At 64.9% G+C, this 17,871-nt stretch carries 18 protein-coding genes and 1 tRNA gene; 7 read left to right on the forward strand and 12 right to left on the reverse strand.

Annotated features, from left to right (window positions below; all coding sequences use genetic code 11):
- Positions 1-120: 120 nt before the first annotated feature.
- Positions 121-1,320, forward strand: coding sequence for an acetyl-CoA C-acetyltransferase (locus JOE41_RS04965; RefSeq protein WP_209751199.1), 1,200 nt, complete (start codon positions 121-123; stop codon positions 1,318-1,320).
- 5 nt (positions 1,321-1,325) lie between these two features.
- Positions 1,326-1,841 carry an aminoacyl-tRNA deacylase gene (locus JOE41_RS04970; RefSeq protein WP_209751201.1) on the forward strand — a complete coding sequence of 172 codons (516 nt, stop codon included), beginning with the start codon at positions 1,326-1,328 and terminating at the stop codon, positions 1,839-1,841.
- A gap of 26 nt (positions 1,842-1,867) precedes the next feature.
- On the opposite strand, the gene JOE41_RS04975 is transcribed toward JOE41_RS04970, so the two are convergent.
- The 10 genes from JOE41_RS04975 to JOE41_RS05020 form a co-directional block, all read right to left on the reverse strand.
- Complete coding sequence (locus JOE41_RS04975; protein ID WP_307800664.1) at positions 1,868-3,649, reverse strand: 5'-nucleotidase C-terminal domain-containing protein; 1,782 nt, start codon at positions 3,647-3,649, stop codon at positions 1,868-1,870.
- Between the two features lie 172 nt (positions 3,650-3,821).
- Positions 3,822-4,193, reverse strand: coding sequence for a 50S ribosomal protein L7/L12 (rplL, locus tag JOE41_RS04980; protein WP_011692821.1), 372 nt, complete (start codon positions 4,191-4,193; stop codon positions 3,822-3,824).
- A gap of 78 nt (positions 4,194-4,271) precedes the next feature.
- Positions 4,272-4,862, reverse strand: a complete 591-nt coding sequence (gene rplJ / locus JOE41_RS04985; RefSeq protein ID WP_011692822.1) for a 50S ribosomal protein L10 — start codon at positions 4,860-4,862, stop codon at positions 4,272-4,274.
- Positions 4,863-5,161: 299 nt separating this feature from the next.
- On the reverse strand, positions 5,162-6,274 hold the full coding sequence (locus tag JOE41_RS04990) for a GNAT family N-acetyltransferase (RefSeq protein WP_043429959.1): 1,113 nt from the start codon (positions 6,272-6,274) through the stop codon (positions 5,162-5,164).
- Between the two features lie 124 nt (positions 6,275-6,398).
- Entirely contained in the window at positions 6,399-7,490 is a 1,092-nt protein-coding gene (locus tag JOE41_RS04995; protein ID WP_209751205.1) for a GNAT family N-acetyltransferase, read from the reverse strand.
- A gap of 137 nt (positions 7,491-7,627) precedes the next feature.
- Positions 7,628-8,335, reverse strand: a complete 708-nt coding sequence (gene rplA / locus JOE41_RS05000) for a 50S ribosomal protein L1 (RefSeq protein ID WP_011692825.1) — start codon at positions 8,333-8,335, stop codon at positions 7,628-7,630.
- 176 nt (positions 8,336-8,511) lie between these two features.
- Positions 8,512-8,943, reverse strand: coding sequence for a 50S ribosomal protein L11 (rplK, locus tag JOE41_RS05005; RefSeq protein ID WP_003803853.1), 432 nt, complete (start codon positions 8,941-8,943; stop codon positions 8,512-8,514).
- Positions 8,944-9,074: 131 nt separating this feature from the next.
- On the reverse strand, positions 9,075-9,938 hold the full coding sequence (gene nusG / locus JOE41_RS05010) for a transcription termination/antitermination protein NusG (protein ID WP_011692826.1): 864 nt from the start codon (positions 9,936-9,938) through the stop codon (positions 9,075-9,077).
- A 116-nt stretch (positions 9,939-10,054) separates the two neighbouring features.
- Positions 10,055-10,339, reverse strand: a complete 285-nt coding sequence (gene secE, locus JOE41_RS05015; RefSeq protein ID WP_043430893.1) for a preprotein translocase subunit SecE — start codon at positions 10,337-10,339, stop codon at positions 10,055-10,057.
- Between the two features lie 81 nt (positions 10,340-10,420).
- Positions 10,421-10,493 (reverse strand) — tRNA-Trp (locus tag JOE41_RS05020).
- A 275-nt stretch (positions 10,494-10,768) separates the two neighbouring features.
- Between JOE41_RS05020 and JOE41_RS05025 the strand changes: the two genes are divergently transcribed.
- Entirely contained in the window at positions 10,769-11,986 is a 1,218-nt protein-coding gene (locus tag JOE41_RS05025) for a pyridoxal phosphate-dependent aminotransferase (RefSeq protein ID WP_209751207.1), read from the forward strand.
- A gap of 149 nt (positions 11,987-12,135) precedes the next feature.
- Here the strand turns inward: JOE41_RS05025 and JOE41_RS05030 are convergent, their stop codons facing one another.
- On the reverse strand, positions 12,136-12,822 hold the full coding sequence (locus tag JOE41_RS05030) for a response regulator transcription factor (RefSeq protein WP_307800665.1): 687 nt from the start codon (positions 12,820-12,822) through the stop codon (positions 12,136-12,138).
- Positions 12,819-14,261 carry an ATP-binding protein gene (locus JOE41_RS05035; protein WP_011692830.1) on the reverse strand — a complete coding sequence of 481 codons (1,443 nt, stop codon included), beginning with the start codon at positions 14,259-14,261 and terminating at the stop codon, positions 12,819-12,821. The genes JOE41_RS05030 and JOE41_RS05035 overlap by 4 nt, the downstream gene beginning before the upstream one ends.
- A gap of 124 nt (positions 14,262-14,385) precedes the next feature.
- Here JOE41_RS05035 and JOE41_RS05040 point away from each other — a divergent pair, with 124 nt between their 5' ends.
- The 4 genes from JOE41_RS05040 (at position 14,386) to JOE41_RS05055 (ending at position 17,853) form a co-directional block, all read left to right on the forward strand.
- Positions 14,386-16,089: a PspC domain-containing protein gene (locus JOE41_RS05040; RefSeq protein ID WP_209751209.1), complete on the forward strand. Its 1,704-nt coding sequence runs from the start codon at positions 14,386-14,388 to the stop codon at positions 16,087-16,089.
- Between the two features lies 1 nt (position 16,090).
- Complete coding sequence (locus JOE41_RS05045; protein WP_209751211.1) at positions 16,091-16,393, forward strand: hypothetical protein; 303 nt, start codon at positions 16,091-16,093, stop codon at positions 16,391-16,393.
- Between the two features lie 3 nt (positions 16,394-16,396).
- The gene (locus tag JOE41_RS05050; RefSeq protein WP_011692833.1) at positions 16,397-16,654 is read left to right on the forward strand and encodes a PspC domain-containing protein; all 258 of its coding nucleotides are present in this window, start codon (positions 16,397-16,399) and stop codon (positions 16,652-16,654) included.
- A gap of 173 nt (positions 16,655-16,827) precedes the next feature.
- Positions 16,828-17,853, forward strand: coding sequence for a 6-phosphofructokinase (locus tag JOE41_RS05055; protein ID WP_011692834.1), 1,026 nt, complete (start codon positions 16,828-16,830; stop codon positions 17,851-17,853).
- Positions 17,854-17,871: the final 18 nt, after the last annotated feature.

Genomic DNA, 17,871 nt, shown 5'->3' on the forward strand with positions numbered 1-17,871 from the left:
TGATGGGCAGGCCTACCCATCCGCGGCGGAATGGAGCCTGCCGCGCATGCGTTTGAATGGATAGGTGATTCGGCTCACGATAGCCTTGGCCTACATCGTCACAGATCGGAAGAGATAACCATGAGCAACTCCCCAGACAACAATGATGTTGTCATCCTCGCTGCGGCCCGCACGCCGCAGGGGCGCCTGAACGGCCAGCTAGCCGGCTTCACGGCGGTGGAGCTCGGGGCGCACGCCATCAAGGCGGCCCTGGCTGCGAGCGGCGTTGCCGCGGAGCAGGTGGATGCGGTCATCATGGGCCAGGTCCTGCAGGCGGGAGCGGGCCAGAACCCTGCGCGGCAGAGCGCCATCGGCGCCGGCATCGGCTGGAACGTCCCCACGGTCACTATCAACAAAGTGTGCCTTTCCGGCCTCACAGCCGTGATCGACGCCGCCCGCATGATCCGCAGCGGTGACGCCGCCGTCGTCGTCGCCGGCGGTCAGGAATCCATGTCCCGGGCGCCGCACATCCTCCCTGGTTCCCGCCAGGGTTGGACCTACGGGACTGTCCAGGCGCTGGACGTGGCCGCGCATGACGGCCTGACCGACGCCTTCGACGGACAATCCATGGGGCTGTCCACGGAAAGCAAGAACCTGGTTCTGGGCATCGACCGGACCTCGCAGGACAACGTGGCAGCCCAGTCCCACCAGCGCGCCGCCCTGGCCGCGAAGAACGGAGTTTTCGACGACGAAATCGCCCCGGTCAGCGTCAAACAGCGGAAGGGGGACCCGGTGGTGGTGGCCACCGACGAAGGCGTGCGCCCGAACACGTCGGTCGAGTCGCTGGCCGGTCTCCGTGCCGCGTTCGTCAGCGACGGCACCATCACGGCAGGCAACTCCTCTCCCCTGTCCGACGGCGCTGCCGCCCTGGTATTGACCACCCGGAAGTTCGCGGAAGACAACGGCCTGGACTACCTCGCAGTTGTGGGCAAGCCGGGCCAGGTTGCGGGCCCGGACAATTCGCTGCACTCGCAGCCGTCCAATGCAATCAAGAGCGCCTTGGACCGTGCCGGATGGACCACCGCGGACCTCGACTTCATTGAGATCAACGAGGCCTTCGGTTCCGTTGCCGTCCAGTCGCTCAAGGACCTCCAGTACCCGCTGGAGAAGTGCAACATCCATGGCGGCGCCATCGCGCTCGGGCACCCCATCGGGGCCTCGGGCGCCCGCCTGGCCGGACATGCCGCGCACGAGCTGAAACGCCGCGGCTCCGGCAAGGCCGCTGTATCCCTGTGCGGCGGCGGCGGGCAGGGCGAAGCCCTCCTCCTCTACCGGGACTGACGACTGTGGCTGGTAACGCCGACACAGCCACCGGCGGCACGAACGGCACCAGCGGCACCGGCAGGGAGCGGTTCCTTGCCGATGCCGCCGCCCGCGGGCTGGAGGTGCAGCTCGTGGAGCGCCTCGCCGCGAACAGCCTCGAAGAAGCCGCCCGGATCCTGGGTATCCAGCCGTCGGACATTGTGAAGTCCTTGGTGGTCAAGCACAAGGACGGCAGCTTCCTGTTCGCCCTGGTGCCGGGAGACCGCCAGATTTCCTGGCCGAAGCTCCGCAGCCTTCTGGGCGTCAACAAACTTTCCCTGCCGCCCGCCGACGTCGCGCTCGAGGCCACCGGTTACGAGCGCGGCACGATCACCCCGCTGGGCAGCACCACGCCCTGGCCGGTCTACGCGGACGTGGCCATCACAGGGCGGCGGATTTCCATGGGGGCCGGGCAGCACGGCTACAGTGCCTTCGTGGACGCCGATGCCCTGACCGCGGCGCTGGACGCCGTGGTCGCGGACATCAGCGACGCCGTCTAGTTCCCCGCGCCGCCCGGCCGCTACCCCTAGGGTGTGACCGCCAGCGGCTGGCCGTTGACCACAAGCCGCCAGTCATTCCGGCTGAAGAGGGCTGCATCAAGGGTGCCGTTGTCAACAACGTAGTCAATGATGCGCTGCCGGATCTCCTGCTGGCTGTTCGACAGGACGGGTGCTGTTCTGACTGCCGGGAAGTTCCCGCCGCCGCTCTGGCGGTAGTTGTTGATGGCCATGGCGAATTCCTGGTCCACCCGCAGCGCCTCTCCCCCGTAGCTGAGGCCGACGATACGCTCGCCCACGGGCCGTGCCAGGTCGATGTCATAGGTCAGCGGGGCGTCAAGGCCGTACACGACGTCGTAGTTGTAGTCCGGGGTTCCGTTCGGTGCCATCGCGGTGCTGGCATTGGTGACGTCAGCCGCGCGGGCCGTAGCGGAACCGACCGGCTTGAAGTACTGCGCGGACCATTCGAGGTAGGCCTTCAGCTGCATACCGGTGACCTTGATGGACAACAACGTGTTGTCGAAAATGTAGAGCCCCGCGACATCACGGATGGTCAGGGGGCCGGCTTTGACGTCCACGGCGCGGGAAAACGCCGCGGCAATGGACAGCACCGGAAGACCCGCTGCCGGACCAGTGGCCAGCTCTGCCTTGATGGTGCGGGCCTGGACGTAGTTGATGGCGTCGATGGCCGCGGAGTCCTCCCAGCAGGCGGTGGCCGTACTGAGCGGGGCCGTGGACGTTCCGATCACCTCGTTCACGTACGCCACCGTGGCCTCGTGCCCGGCCTGAACAGCGCGGACGACGGCGGGATCCGCCTCGGCGGTCTTCGCGTCCAGCAGCTGGGAGGAGGCCGCAGTGACGCTCCAGCGCCCATTCGCCTTGGCCACCTGGAGGTCCATCACGGCAACCCGCATGCCCCACTTCAGTGGTTCTGTCAGGAGCACCTGCCTGCCGGTGGCCCTGTTCCGGACGAATCGTTCCGGGATCTCCACATGGGCGTGACCGACCAGGATGGCATCGATCCCCGGCACGTCCTCGGCAAGCTGTGTGGAGACGTTTTCCGGGAACGGAAGAGCGTCGCCGTAGGAGGATCCCGGCGTCGCGCCTGAATGGCTGCAGACGATCACGACGTCGGCTCCGGCAGCCTTCATTTGCGGGATGACGATACCGGCTTCCTCGACGATCCCGTTGAAGTCGAGTTTTCCCTGGACGTTGTCGCGGTCCCACAGCACGCAACCGGGTGTTACGAAGCCGACCAGTCCCGCCGTCAGCCAGCCGTTGTCCGTCTTCACGCGCTTGAGCACGTACGGGGTGAAGGCGCGCTCCCCGGTCACGGCATCGTGGATATTGGCACCGAGGAGCGGGAAACCAAGTTGCCTCTCCCAGGTGCGAAGCAGCGGGATGCCGTAATTGAACTCGTGGTTGCCAAGCGCGGCGGCGTCGTAGCCCACCGCGTTCATGGCGAGGGCCATGGGGTGTGTGACCGAGTCGGAGATAGGGCGGATTTTGGCGAAGTAGTAGGCCAGCGGCGTGCCCTGGATAGTGTCGCCCGCGTCGATGGTCAGGGTGCATTGTTCGCCCCGCTCGGCCCGCATGGCCTTGATCAGCGTGGCCGCCTGGGCGATCCCGATTTTGTTGCCCGCCGCATCCGCGTAGGCGGTGTCCGTGAAGTAGTCCCAGTTGAAGACGTTGTTATGCAGGTCGGTCGTGCCGAGCACTGTCAGGGTGAACTGCTTCTTCCCTCCGGACTGTGGCGCCGGCAGGGCCTGGGCAGCGGGGGCTCCGGCCGGGGTGGCCGCGGGGGTAGGCACAAATCCAAAGTCTAGGGCTGTCTGAAGAGCATGAGAAGGAGAGCCCACCATCTTTTTCAGAACTCCACCGGCTGTCGGTGCATGCCCCGGATGCAGGAAACCCCGCCCACCGGAGTGGACGGGGTTTCCCGGAGCAGAAAGGAAAGCTGAACGCTTCCCGGAGCTCGAAGTGTTACTTGAGGGTAACGGTGGCGCCGGCAGCTTCGAGCTGCTCCTTTGCCTTCTCGGCAGCTTCCTTGGTTGCGCCTTCGAGGACGGCCTTCGGAGCGCTGTCAACCAGGTCCTTGGCTTCCTTGAGGCCCAGGGAAGTGATGGCGCGAACTTCCTTGATCACTGCGATCTTCTTGTCGCCAGCAGCTTCGAGGACGACGTCGAAGTCGGTCTTCTCTTCAGCTTCTTCAGCAGCGGCAGCCGGGCCGGCAACGGCAACGGCAGCAGCGGTAACTTCGAAGGTCTCTTCGAAGAGCTTGACGAACTCGGAGAGCTCGATGATGGTCAGTTCCTTGAAAGCTTCAATGAGCTCTTCGTTGGTGAGCTTCGCCATGGTGTGGCGTCCTTCCTATAGGTGGTGCTTGGCGGCCTGGGCCGTTGTCTTCACACCGGAGTCTGGTTTGAAAGAGAGTTAGTTCTCTTCGGTGGCTGCGGCTTCGGCCGGAGCTTCGGTCTCTGCTGCTTCTGCGGCCGGGGCTTCTTCAGCGGCGGGCGCTTCGGCAGCTGCCGGTGCACCGTTCTCTTCTTCAAGCTTGAGGCGCAGGGCGTCGATGATGCGTGCAGCAGCGGCAGCAGGAGCCTTGAGGATGCCTGCAACCTTGGCGAGCTGCAGCTCGCGGGACTCGAGTGCTGCCAAGGCAGCAACTTCGCTGGCGTTCAGTGCCTTGCCCTCGAAGTAACCGGTCTTGATAACCAGCTGCTTGTTGGTCTTGGCAAAATCCGTCAGGCTCTTGGCAGCTGCAACTGCGTCACCCTTGATGAACGCGATTGCAGTGGGGCCGGCGAGCTGACCGTCGAATGCTTCGACACCAGCTTCCTTGGCTGCAATTGCGGTCAGGGTGTTCTTGACGACCGCGAACTTGGTGTCCTGGCCGAGAGAAACGCGCAGCTGCTTGAGCTGTGCAACGGTGAGCCCACGGTATTCGGTCAGGACAGCGGCGTTCGATTCCTTGAAATCGTTAGTGATCTCAGCTACTGCTGAAACCTTGGTAGGCGTTGCCATAACCCTCCTTCCGGGGATAGTGCCGGTGTTCCGGGTCCCCGCTCAGGTGAGCTAAAACTAAAAACGCCCCGGGCAGATGCACGGGGCTTGGCTCGACACGGTCCATGACTGTGGAGCTTTACTTCGTTCACCTGCGCTGGCCGCCCTATGTTCAGGGTCCTTCGTCCGGAAATCCACTGGCTCTCCCGCGCACAACTGCAGAATTGAGCGATGCCCAGGAGAGTGGATTTCCAACAACCGACGGTCTTTGGTCCTTCAAGCTTACGGGCAACGCCGCCCGTACTCCAAATCGGCGCTGTTCAGCTGCTGCTCGGTCCGAGGTCCGGGAGGTCCTTCTGCCATATCCCCGTGACGCCTGCGGTGTTGAAGCCCAGCTGCTGGTTGACTTTGAGCAGGTATCTGTTTTCCGGGGCATTCCAGGTGTAGATGACCCTGGCGTCGGGGAACTGTTCGGTGAGGCGCACCATGTTGGCCACCTTGATCAGGAGGCCCAGCTTGTTGCCCCGGTGTTCCTGCATCACCACGGTATCGTCCTGGAACACCACGTCCTGCCGCTGGGACAGGACGCTGATCGTCGTTAGCCCCACCAGGGTGCCGGTGGCGATATGTTCGACGGCGGTGACCACCGTTCGCCGTCCCTGCGCGATAGTGGCGTCCTCCGCCTTCCGGATCATGGCGCCGTCGAACACCATCTGCTCGTCGGTCCGGGTGGACGGTTCGGTATCTCCACCGGCCTGGTTCTCCAGGGCGGCTACGCCCTCGAGCCAGATGTCAGGGCACCTGTCCGTCCAGTGATGCAGGCGGTAGCGGCCCGCGTTGGCCTGCTCGGCCTCGTCCGAGAGTTCTGCGACCAGCTTGGTGTCCAGCGGCAGCAGGCACGAGCTGAACTGCTCAATATGCTGCAGGGTGTAGCCGGTCTTCCGGGCGAACTCCACTTCCCGGCTTCCCATCGGAACAAAGCCAAGCCCGGAGCCGGGGACCAACTGGTCGTCCGCGGAGCTGCTCAATGAAACGCCGGGATGGTTGGTGTCGATCAGGATCATGCTCCGGCCTTCTGCCCGGGCAAACTGCTCGGCTGCTTCCAGCAACTGGCGTCCCACTCCCTGCCGCTGGAATTCCGGCAGGATGTCCAGAGTAAACTCCGCGAGGTCGAGGTTGTCGGCCAAGGGCAGGGCGATGTCCACCGTGCCCACAATGTTGCCCTCCACCCTGGCCACCAGGATGACCTGGCGCTCGTAGGGATCGGCAAATTCCAGGAGCTTCTCAAGCGGGGTGTAGGCGAGATCGTCACTCCCCCACGTTTGCATCCGTACCTTCCGGCCAACTTCGACGGCGGCCAGGAAATCGGCGCTATCGGGCCCGTCGAGGGAATCGGGAATCCAGAGTTGTTCGATCCGTACGTCTTCAACCATAGAGGGCGTCATTCCAGTCGTTTCTGCCACTCACCTTCAAAGCCGGCGGGCTTGAAACCAAGCGAATAATTATCGCCAGCATATGCCGGTTTGCGCTGGCATTCCATGCAATGACCGACTCCGGTCACAGCGCCTTCTGCCATTCGCCGTCATACCCCTCCGGGCGGAATCCGAGCGCCACGTTGATGGCCAGCATGTGATCGTTTTCCGCAGCGTTGAACGTGATGATCCGCTCCACCCCCGGGTAGCCGGCGAGCAGACGGCGGATGTTGAGTATCTTGACCAGCATGCCCAGGCGGTGCCCCCGGTGGTGGCTGGCCACCAGGGTATCGTCCTGGTTTGCCAGCCAGGGCTTCGCGTCGGACACCTGCAGGACGGAGTACGCGGCCAGTTCTCCCGTGGCCCGGTGCCGGGCGCCGGCCACCAGGGATGCCAGGCCCGCCTTCTGCCATGTATCCTCCACGTGGCGGACCCGGGCCACATCCCAGGACTCCTCGTCGTAGTTGAGCGCGCCCACCGGGGTGTCCGTGCTCATGCGCGACATAAGGACGGCAAGTTGTTGTGCCAACCCATCCGGGCAGCGGTCTGTCCAGTGCAGCAGTTCGTACTGCTCCCCGGACTTCTCCAGCGCCTCGGTTTCGAGGGCAGCCAGGGTATCCCCTGCGAGGGGCAACTCTAAGGCGCTGAAGCGTTCCACCTGTTCCAGCCTGTAGCCGGCCGCCAGAGCGAAACGCACCCCTCGGGCGGCTGCCGGCACGCCGCCGGTTCCCGTTTCGGGTTTGAGCACCCCGGCACCCCCGGCGTCAAAGTCCGCCGGGTGTTCCGTGAACGTCTGCAAGGTGGTGCATCCGCGTGCCGCCGCCAGCTCTTCGGCATGGCGCAGTAGCGCCCTGCCGATGCCGCGTCCGGAGAACTCCGCCAGGACGTTCACGTGGAGGACTGCGGTGTGGACGTTCTCCTGGATCCCGAAGCGGATCCAGGACCGCGCCACCATTCGCCCGTCCAGCCGCACGAAGAAGAGCCGCAACTGCGTGTAGGGGTTGTCGCGCCAGTACTGGAGCCGGGCTTCCTGGGGCGACGAACGGTCCGCATTTCCCCAGGTTTCCAGCACCAGCGCATCGCTGAGTTCCCCGAACTCCCGGAATGCGCCTGCATCCGGAGAGTCGACGGCCGCGGGCAGGACGAGGGGTTCGATGAGGTACGGCAGTGCAGTCACGGAGACAGCCTAACCGCCTGCCGGACCGCATCATACGAAAGGTCCCGGCCAACGCGGTGCCGGCAAACGAAAGGACCCGGACGCAGAAAGACCGTCCCACATCTGCGGGACGGTCTTTCTGGCGGAACCGGCGAGGATTAGACCTCGGTCAGGACCTTGGTGACGTTGGGGTCAACCGAGATACCCGGGCCGAACGTGGTAGCCACGGTGGCCTTCTGGATGTAGCGGCCCTTGGAAGCGGAAGGCTTCAGGCGAAGGACCTCTTCCAGTGCGGCTGCGTAGTTCTCAGCCAGCTTGATGGCGTCGAACGAAACCTTGCCGATGATGAAGTGCAGGTTGGAGTGCTTGTCGACGCGGAAGTCGATCTTGCCGCCCTTGATGTCGTTGACAGCCTTGGTGACGTCGGGGGTCACAGTGCCGGTCTTCGGGTTCGGCATCAGGTTACGCGGACCCAGAACCTTACCGAGGCGGCCAACCTTGCCCATGAGGTCAGGGGTAGCGACGGCTGCGTCGAAGTCGGTCCAGCCTGCTGCGATCTTTTCGATCAGGTCATCGGAACCAACGAAGTCGGCGCCGGCAGCGATTGCTGCTTCTGCCTTGTCGCCCGTTGCGAAGACGAGGACGCGGGCAACCTTACCGGTGCCGTGGGGCAGGTTAACGGTGCCGCGGACCATCTGGTCGGCCTTACGCGGGTCTACACCCAGGCGGAAAGCGACCTCAACGGTGGCGTCGAACTTGGACGGGTTGGTGTCCTTGGCCAGCGTCACTGCCTCGAACGGCGCGTAGAACTTCTCCGCGTCGATCTTGGCGGCGGCTGCCTCATATGCTTTGCTGCGCTTTGCCATGCTGCTTATTCTCCTTGTGCAGTTGTGGTCTGCGGACCGCGCTGGGCCCTGCCACAGTTGGATGATCGGGCTGGATCTCCAACATTTCAATGATTCAGTGGTGCCGGTCTCCCGGCGGTGCCGTCCGGTGTCGTAGTCGGTTGTCCGAATACGCGAGCCGCATCAGCGGTGGGGAATTAACCCTCGACGGTGATACCCATGGAACGGGCGGTGCCGGCGATGATCTTCGCTGCGCCTTCGAGGCTGGTGGCGTTGAGGTCTTCCATCTTGGTGGAGGCGATCTCGTTGACCTGGGCCTGGGTCAGCTTGGCAACCTTGACGGTGTGCGGGGTAGCTGAACCCTTGGCGACGCCTGCAGCCTTTTTGATGAGCTCTGCAGCCGGCGGGGTCTTGGTGATGAACGTGAACGAGCGGTCTTCGTAGACCGTGATTTCAACAGGAATAACGTTGCCGCGCTGGGCTTCCGTCGCAGCGTTGTACGCCTTGCAGAATTCCATGATGTTGACACCGTGCTGGCCAAGCGCAGGACCGATCGGCGGGGCCGGGTTGGCGGCACCTGCCTGGATCTGCAGCTTGATGAGGCCGGTGACCTTCTTCTTGGGAGCCAATGTAGGGTCCTTCTCTCAATTACGTCCTGGGACACAGGAGCGTGCCTCAGGTTGGTGGCCGCCATGGCGAGGCGGCCGGCCGCTTCGTGGCTGCTAAGCGGGCAGCCCCGGAGCGAATTCTGTGGGTGTTGCTAGATCTTGGTGACCTGGTTGAATGCCAGGGTGACCGGGGTCTCACGCTCGAAGATGGAGACCAGTACCACGAGGGTCTGGGAATCGACCTTGATCTCGGAGATCGTGGCGGGGAGGGTCTCGAACGGACCTTCCTTGACGATGACGGACTCGCCGACCTCGAAGTCGACGTCCACGGGAGCCGCAGCGTGCTTGACCGGCTTGCCCTTCTCGGCCTGCTCTTCTTCGAAGACGGGGGCGAGCATGGAGAAGACCTCGTCGAGGCGGAGCGGTACGGGGTTGTGGGCGTTGCCCACGAAGCCGGTGACACCCGGGGTGTGCCGGACGGCACCCCACGAGGCATCCGTAAGGTCCATGCGGACCAGCACGTAGCCGGGGATGCGAACGCGGTTGATGACCTTGCGCTGGGCGTTCTTGATCTCCACGACTTCTTCCATGGGAACCTGGATTTCGAAGATGTAATCTTCCATGTCCAGGGTCTGGATGCGGGTTTCAAGGTTGGCCTTCACGCGGTTTTCGTAACCTGCGTAAGAATGGATGACGTACCAGTCGCCTTCCTGGCGGCGCAGCTTGGCCTTGAATTCCTCAGCCGGATCAACCTCTGCCTTAGCGGCCGCGGCGGCCAAGGCGTCAGCCTCATCTTCGTCGGATTCAGCGGCTTCGCCAGTTTCGGCGTCAGCAACTTCATCGCGCGCGGCGTCGTCAGCATCAGCGTCAGCGTCGGCCTCAGAGGAATCGTCGATGGAATCGGGCGCAGCAGACTCAACCTCGGACTCTTCCCCGGCTACCGCCGCGGCGTCTGTTGTATTGTCCGTGGACCCATCCAGCTCAGTCTCAGTTACCTCGAGCTCCTGCTCAGACACTTGGTCTCCTGCTTCCTCATTGCCTAACATGCCTATTTAAATGGCTCAATTCCGCACACTCCGTGAACGCTTCCGGATTATCGGAAGCATGCCACGCAGTCTGCGGACGGATCGCCTTAGCGGTCCGTGGGGCCTGTGCCGCCGAAGACCCAGCTCACTCCGGTCCCGAAAGCCAAGTCCAGGACGGTAACAATGAGCATCATGATGATCACGAACACCAGCACCACGAGCGTGTAGTTGATCAGTTCCTTGCGGGTGGGTGCTACGACCTTCTTCAGTTCGCCGATGACCTGGCGGATGAAGAGTGCGATGCGAGCGAAGAAGCCGGATTTGGCGGCATTCTTGGCGGGGCGGCCCTTGGAGCTGCTTGCAGCCGTTTCGGTCACCTGGTCCTCACTCATCCTCGCAAATGTCGGATACCCGGCTCTGAACTGAACCATGGTTGCTGCGCTGGCTCCGGCTAACCGCCGGAACCGCTTGCGCAGGGCAGACAGGACTCGAACCTGCAACCTGCGGTTTTGGAGACCGCTGCGCTACCAATTGCGCCACTACCCTATGGATCGAAAACCAAACACACCACACATCCCGCAGACTTCACGGGGCGCAGGGCATCATCGTGTTTTCAACACCGGAGAACTAGTCTACGCAACAACTGCGCTTACGTCGAACCAGCCTCATTTCGGACCTTCTTCGCGGCTGCCAGTGCCTGCCGACCGGGACACGGTCACATTCCTGGCCGTCACGCTGAACGATCCGCTGAACAGCATAGAGTAGATCTCGTCGAATCCCACATCCAGCCATCGAGCTGCAAGCGAAGAATGGACCCCGCCATGCCTGCCGCCCGCGTTTCCCAACGCATTTCCGCTATTGCCGAATCCGCCACCCTGGCCGTCGATGCCAAGGCCAAGGCACTCAAGGCAGCCGGACGGCCGGTCATCGGCTTCGGCGCCGGGGAACCCGACTTCCCGACCCCTGACTACATTGTCCAGGCCGCCATTGAGGCCGCCGGCCAGCCGAAGTACCACCGCTACTCCCCCGCCGGAGGGCTGCCGGAACTCAAGCAGGCCATCGCGGATAAGACGTTCCGGGACTCCGGCTACAAGGCCCAGGCGTCACAGGTCCTGGTCACCAACGGCGGCAAGCAGGCCGTCTACAACACCTTCGCCACGCTGGTCGATCCGGGCGATGAGATCATTGTTCCCACACCGTTCTGGACCACCTACCCGGAAGCCATCCGGCTGGCCGGCGGTGTGCCGGTGGAGGTCTTCGCCGGCCCGGAACAGGACTACCTGGTCACCGTGGAGCAGCTGGAAGCGGCCCTGACCGAGCGCACCAAAATCCTGCTGTTCGTCTCGCCGTCCAACCCCACCGGTTCCGTGTACTCGCCGGAGCAGGTCCGCGAAATCGGTTTGTGGGCCGCGTCCAAGGGACTGTGGGTGGTCACCGACGAAATCTACGAGCACCTCACCTATGACGGCGTTCCCTTCACATCCATTGCCACGGCGGTTCCCGAACTCGGCGACAAGGTGGTCATCCTCAACGGCGTCGCCAAGACCTACGCCATGACCGGCTGGCGGGTGGGCTGGATGATCGGTCCGGCCGACGTCATCAAGGCGGCCACCAACCTGCAGTCCCACGCCACGTCCAACGTCTCCAACATCATGCAGATCGCGGCCCTCGCCGCCGTCTCCGGCCCGCTCACCGCGGTGGACGAGATGAAGGTGGCCTTCGACCGCCGCCGGAAGGCGATTGTCGCCGGCCTGAACGCCATCGACGGCGTGGAATGCCCGACGCCGAAGGGCGCCTTTTACGTCTACGCGGACGTCCGTGGCCTGCTGGGCAAGGAATTCGAGACGGCGAACGGAACCGTCCGCCCGCAGACTTCCGCCGAGCTCGCTGCGCTCATCCTGGATGAGGTGGAGGTTGCGGTTGTCCCGGGCGAGGCATTCGGACCCTCAGGCTACCTGCGGCTCTCCTACGCCCTTGGCGACGACGATCTCGCCACCGGAGTGGCTCGGCTCCAGGGCTTCCTCGGCAAGGCCAAATAGGCACGCTCTCTCACGTTTGGCAGGAAAAACACGGACGCTCTCTCACCGGCGAACTGGTCACCGGTGAGAGAGCGTTCGTGTTTGGGCGACAGGAAGTGAGAGAGCGTTCGTGTTTGGGCGACAGGAAGTGAGAGAGCGTCCGGGGGGCGCTAGAGGAGCCGGCGTTCGGCCGCCCATTTGGTCAGTTCGTGGCGGCTGGAAAGCTGCAGCTTCCGCAGCACGGCGGACACGTGGGTTTCCACGGTCTTGATGGAAATGAACAGCTCCTTGGCCACTTCCTTGTAGCTGTAGCCCCTCGCGATCAGCCGCATGACCTCCAGCTCACGGGCGGAAAGGCGGTCCAGTTCGTCGCCGGCGATATCTGCCGGTGCCGTGCCGAACGCATCCAGCACGAAACCCGCCAAACGGGGCGAAAAGACGGCGTCACCGCCGGCCACCCGCAATACGGCGTCGCTGATTTCCGTGCCGGAGATGCTCTTGGTCACGTATCCGCGGGCGCCGGCGCGGATGACCGAAACGACATCTTCAGCGGCGTCCGAGACGCTAAGTGCGAGGAATCGGGTGGTGCCCAGCAGCGCGGCGGAACCGGCGATCACCTCGCGGCCGCCGCCGCCCAGCCCGCCGGGGAGGTGCACGTCCAGCAGGACCACCTCGGGCCGGGTCTGCGCGATCACGGCGATGGCCTGTTCAACCGTTCCGGCTTCGCCCACCACGGTGACCCGGGCGTCCAGGTCCGCTTTGAGCCCCGACCGGAAAATGGCGTGATCGTCCACGATGACCACCCGGATCGCCGGGGTGCCACCCGCTTCGGCACTCCCTGCTACGACGTTGTTCACGACTTTCCCTCTCCGTTGTCCGCGGCGTCGGAGGGCAGCCTGAGCCTTACCTCCGTGCCGTCCGAGCTGCTGCTGATGACCGCAGTTCCACCGTGCCGGTTCATCCGACCGACAATCGATTCCCGGACCCCCATGCGGTCCTCCGGAACCGACTGCGGGTCAAAACCGGGGCCGCGGTCCTTCACGTAAACTTCCGCGCCGCCGTCGGCCACCTCAAGATACACGGATACCGCGCCGCCGCCGTGGCGGGACGCATTCACCATGGCCTCGCGGCTGGCCTGGACCAGGGCCTCATGCCTCGGGGTCATGGCGGTGTCTCCCACGGTGACCACGTCCACGGCATGGCCCAGGGTATCCTCAACCTCCGCGGCGGCGGCCCTGATGCGCTCCGAGAGCTGCCCGGCCTCCTTGCCGGGATCACGGTAGAGCCAGCCCCGCAACTCGCGTTCCTGTGCGCGGGCCAGCCGTAAGACGTCGTGCTCATTGCCGGCCCGGCGCTGGATCAACGCGAGCGTCTGCAGGACGGAGTCATGCAGGTGGGCGGCAATCTCCGCCCGCTCCGTCGCCCGGACGCGGCCTGCGCGTTCGGCTTCAAGGTCCCGCCAGAACTTCAGGCCCCACGGAAGCAGCACCAGGGCCACGCCGCCAAGGACCGCCACGGAGGCCAGCAGCGCCAGCCAGGTCTGTTCCCAGGAACCGGAGCCGGACACCATCACCAGTACGCCCGCCACTACCAGGGCCAGCCCGGCGGCCAGCCTGGCCCAGCCGCCTGCTTGATCTGCCTTGGTCTTGTCGAGGAGTCCGGCCCTGCGGGTTTCATCCAGCTGGATCCACGCGATGGCCGCCCCGCCAAGAATCGCCGCGGCCGGGATGAGCGTCCCGAGCGGGACGTCCACACCCAGCATGCGTGCGATCAGGATTCCGCCCGCCAGCAGCAGGCCGGCGCCCAGGAGCACTTCCTTGCCGTACGGCATGCTCCGCATGCGGAACCACGGAGCTGTGGCCGCCGTCCCACCGGCGGGCCCCCGGCTGGTGCCGGCCGTGGTCCCACCGCTGGCCCCCTGGCCGGATCCGGAGGCTAAGCCCTGATCCGGCGCACCGGGCAGGGTGGCCGTGCCCGGGAAGGCGGCTACGCCGGGCATTGGCGCGGCAACAAAGTCCATTGGTACGGGCAGCTGCCCCGGTGCGCTGACGGCCGGCGCAATGGGCGACGTCGGGCGGCGGGCGGTCCGCTTCGCGTTCTCGTCCGCAGTAGGAACCATGATCCAGAGCCACGCATAGAACGCCAGCCCTGCCCCGCCGGCGAGCGCCGCCACCGCCATGCCGATCCGGACCATCCGTACCGGCCAGCCCAGGTGGGCGGCCAGGCCCGCACAGACGCCTGCGATAACGCGGTCGCTGCTGCGGACCAGCGGAGGGCGGGTAAAGGCCGTTGTCATGTGTCAATCCAAACACGGATCAGGGTTCCGGATGCCTGATTCCAGACGGAACCGGGGTTCAGTCAGGGGTAGCTCAGGGTGTTCCCCAATGGAGCGCGGCCGGCGCGGACGGCAGGATCGAAGTATGAACTCGCACAATGCACACCCAGATGAAGATCCGCTGCCGTCCGGCCGTCCCGGTTCCGGTTCCGCCACGCCAGCTGAAGGCGATTCCGACGGCGGCGCCCCCTCCGTCCAGGACGGTTCCGGCTCAGGTTCCGGCGCCGGCTCAGGTTCCGGCGCCGGCTCCGGCTACGACTCAGTCTCCGGTTCCGGCGCCGGCTCCGGTTACGACTCAGTCTCCGGTTCCGGCTCGGACTCCACGCAGGGCAGCTTCCCCGGCGGTCCGCCACCGCTGTATCCCGGCGCCCAGTTTCCCGGCACCCAGTACCCGGGCGACCAGCTCCCCCCTTCCCCGCCGGCGGGTGCCCCCTACGCTTACCCCCAGCCCCAGCCCCAGTCCCAGCCCCAGAACTTCTTCAACTGGGTCCGGAGCCACGGCATCCACCGCGGACGGGACCGCTGGATAGGCGGGGTGGCCAGCGGCATCGCACACCGGCTGGGCGTCGATCCGCTGATCGTGCGGGGCGTCTTCATTGTCCTGTCGATTTTCGCAGGCATCGGAGTGCTGCTCTACGGAATCGCCTGGGCCCTACTGCCGGAGCCCGATGGCCGCATCCATGTGCAGGAAGCCGGCGCCGGACGCTGGTCCACCGGCATGACCGGGGCCCTTATCACCACGGTGATCGGCTTTCCCAGCCTGGGCAGCGGATTCTGGGGCTGGGAGCGGAACGGATTCGGCGGCTTCTTCTGGACAGTCTTCTGGATAGCCGGCGCCATCTATCTCATCTACTACCTCTCGCAACGCGACAAGGCCACCACCGGAGCGCCCATCATGAACACCCCATCAGACACCGGGGCGGCCGCCGGCGGAACCGCCTTTGCAGCCACGTCGCCGGCCGGCACCTCATCCACTGCCCCGGGCATGCCCTACGAGCCCGGCGCCTACTCCGGCGGCCCGCACACCGGCAGCTCCCACGCCGGCGGTCCCTCCGCCGGCGGCCCCTACGACGGCGGCGCTCCCGGCTCGGGCGGCTACGGCGCCACCCCGCCCTACGGCGGCGGGTACGGCGGCCCGTCCGCTCCCGCCCCCAAGGCGCCGAATCTTGGCCCGGGTGCCCCTGCAGTGGCGGTAACTGCAGGCCTTGCCCTGCTGGTGGGCGGCGGCATCAAAGCCCTCGAAGCCCTCAATGTCATCAACCTCGGTGACGCCACCAACGCCGTGGTGTGGGCCAGCGGCGCCGCCGTCCTGGGCCTCGGCATCCTGGTGGCAGGACTCAGGGGCCGGACGTCCGGCATCCTTGGATTCTTTGCCGTAGTGGCCCTCATCGTTGGCGGAATTTTCAACGTGGTGCCCAACGGAGACCGCTTCCGCTTCCAGGACGCCAACTGGAACCCGGCCAGTATCGAACAGGCGCGGGAAGGCTTCGACATCACCGGGGGCAGCGGAACAGCCGACCTGACGCGGCTGAACATTACCCCGCCGCTGGGCACCGACGTCGTCATTCCCATGGATGTCACTGCCAGCAACCTGACCGTCATCATTCCGGACACCGTTCCCGTGGAAATCCGCGCGGACATGACCTTGGGCAACCTCAATGAAGGCTCGCAGAACCACGGTGGCATGACCACCAAGCAGAGCAATTACAACACCGACAAGCCGGGCGCCGCGCTCATCCTCGAGATCGACGGCACTATGAGCAACATCACCATCCAGGAAGGAAACTGACATGAGCAGCTACGAACCTGCCCCGGACACTGCCCCGCAGCCTGCGGCCTCACCGGCCGAACCGTCACGTAGTGCAGGAGCACGGCACGGCGGCCAGTCGCCGGCACGGGTGGGCACAGTAGTCTGGGGCCTCATCGTCCTGGCGCTGGCGGCGTTGATCATCATCGGCCAGCTCGGCATCGTGGTCCTGAACGGAACCTACGTGCTCATCGGCCTGATGATCGGCGCCGGTGCCGCACTGGTGGTTGGCGGGCTCCTCTCAGCCCGCGGACGTGACAAAGAATCCACAACAGGGAAGTCTTGAGCCATGGATAAGTTCTTCAGCATCGTCAGGGGCCTTGGCCTGAAACGCGGACCGCAGCGTTGGTTGGGCGGCGTGTGCGGCGGCATCGCCGCAAAGCTCAACGTGGACGTCGCGTTCGTCCGGATCGCGTTCCTGCTCCTCAGCCTCCTGCCCGGCCCGGCATTCGTGTTCTACCTCGCAGCGTGGCTCATCCTCCCCGACCAGCGAAACGCCATTATCCTGCAGTCTTTCCTGGACAAACGATCGATTAACGGATCCTGACCACGAGGACCAAGAGGCCCCTGCTCTCCGGAGCGGGGGCCTTTTTCGTTCGCCATGGATGAGCTGCCCTTTGTAACCGGTTTGTGTCGTAACCCACACTCACCACTAGAATCTAGGTGAGCTCAGCGTGGCGCTCTGCCTGTACACCCCCTCACCAGGATTTGAGCCGAGACATGAAAATTGGAATTCTCACCAGCGGTGGCGACTGCCCCGGACTGAACGCCGTTATCCGCGGTGCCGTCCTCAAAGGAATCGCCATCCACGGCCACGAATTCGTAGGATTCCTCGACGGCTGGCGCGGCGTCGTCGAAGGCGACGTGATCGACATTCCCCGAACCATGGTCCGCGGCATCGCGAAGCAGGGCGGCACCATCCTCGGCACGTCCCGGACCAACCCGTTCGAAAACGGCGGCGGGCCCGATGTCATCAAGGGCCACATGGACCGGCTCGGCATCGACGCGATCATCGCCATTGGCGGCGAAGGTACGCTGGCCGCAGCCAAGCGGCTGACCGACGCCGGACTGAAGATCGTCGGCGTTCCCAAGACAGTGGACAACGACCTTGACGCGACGGACTACACGTTCGGCTTCGACACAGCTGTCCAGATCGCCACCGAGGCCATAGACCGCCTCCGCACCACCGGTGAATCGCACCACCGTTGCATGATCGCCGAAGTCATGGGCCGCCACGTGGGCTGGATTGCCCTGCACGCGGGCATGGCATCCGGCGCGCACGCCATCCTCATTCCGGAGCAGAAGGCCTCCATGGACCAGATCACCGAGTGGGTGCAGGAAGCCCATGACCGTGGCCGCGCGCCCTTGGTGGTTGTGGCTGAGGGCTTCGTTCCGGAAGGCCAGGAAACGCCGCACTCCGAGCGCGGCCTGGACACCTTCGGACGCCCGCGGCTGGGCGGCATCGCCGAAATGCTGGCTCCCGAGCTTGAGGCACGCACCGGTATTGAGACCCGGGCCACCGTCCTTGGTCACATCCAGCGCGGCGGCGTCCCGTCCGCATTCGACCGAGTCCTGGCCACGCGGCTGGGCATGGCCGCCATCGACTCCGTTGTGGACCAGCGCTGGGGCACCATGGTGTCCCTCAACGGCACGGACATTGTGCACGTCGGCTTCGACGCCGCTCTGGGCAACCTCAAGAGCGTTCCGCAGCACCGCTACGACGAGGCCGCCGTCCTCTTCGGCTAGGGCGACCAGCCGCAGCAG

This window comes from Arthrobacter sp. PvP103 (assembly GCF_017833075.1).
Classification (GTDB): Bacteria; Actinomycetota; Actinomycetes; order Actinomycetales; family Micrococcaceae; genus Arthrobacter.